The following is a 552-nucleotide window of genomic DNA, read 5'->3' on the forward strand; positions in this document are numbered from 1 at the left end:
GGGCTTGTTCTACGCGGTCTCGCCGGGCCCCCGGCCCTCGGCCCCGCCCTGCATCAGATCCCGCCCGAACTCGACCATCTTCTTGGCGTAGTCCTCGGTCCATTCGGCCCGCTCGGCGATGTCCGCCGTCGTCAACCGGTCGAACCTGCGCGGATCGGCCAGCTGCGCCGCCGCCATCGCCTGGAACTCCACCGCCCGGTCCGCCGCGGCCCGGAACGCCAGCGTCAGCTCCGTCGCCCGGGCCAGCAGGGCCCGGGGGTCGTCGATCGACTCGAGGTCGAAGAAGTGCTCAGGGTCGGAGGCCGCCTCCGCGGGCTCGAAGAGCAGGGGCGCGGGGCGTAGCCGCGGTTCGTTACGACGCGGCGTGGGCTCCGCCATGTCTTCTCCTCCTCGTACGTCGCGCTGGCCCTCCCCCGTGGGCGGGGGGCTCCCAGGTGGAGTGGGCCACCGTCCATTGTCTCGCGGGCGCGCAAGTGGGCATCGCGGTAGTGGGTACGGCCGCCCCACCACCCGGTGTTCGTGACGGCTTCCGGGAGGCGCCGTGTTCCGGCC

Annotated in this window: 1 protein-coding gene; it reads right to left on the reverse strand. The window is 73.2% G+C overall.

Annotated elements, in window-relative coordinates; translation table 11 throughout:
* Positions 1-9: 9 nt before the first annotated feature.
* Entirely contained in the window at positions 10-378 is a 369-nt protein-coding gene (locus C1J00_RS44030; protein WP_102914280.1) for a DUF8844 domain-containing protein, read from the reverse strand.
* Positions 379-552: the final 174 nt, after the last annotated feature.

This window comes from Streptomyces cahuitamycinicus (assembly GCF_002891435.1).
GTDB lineage: Bacteria > Actinomycetota > Actinomycetes > Streptomycetales > Streptomycetaceae > Streptomyces > Streptomyces cahuitamycinicus.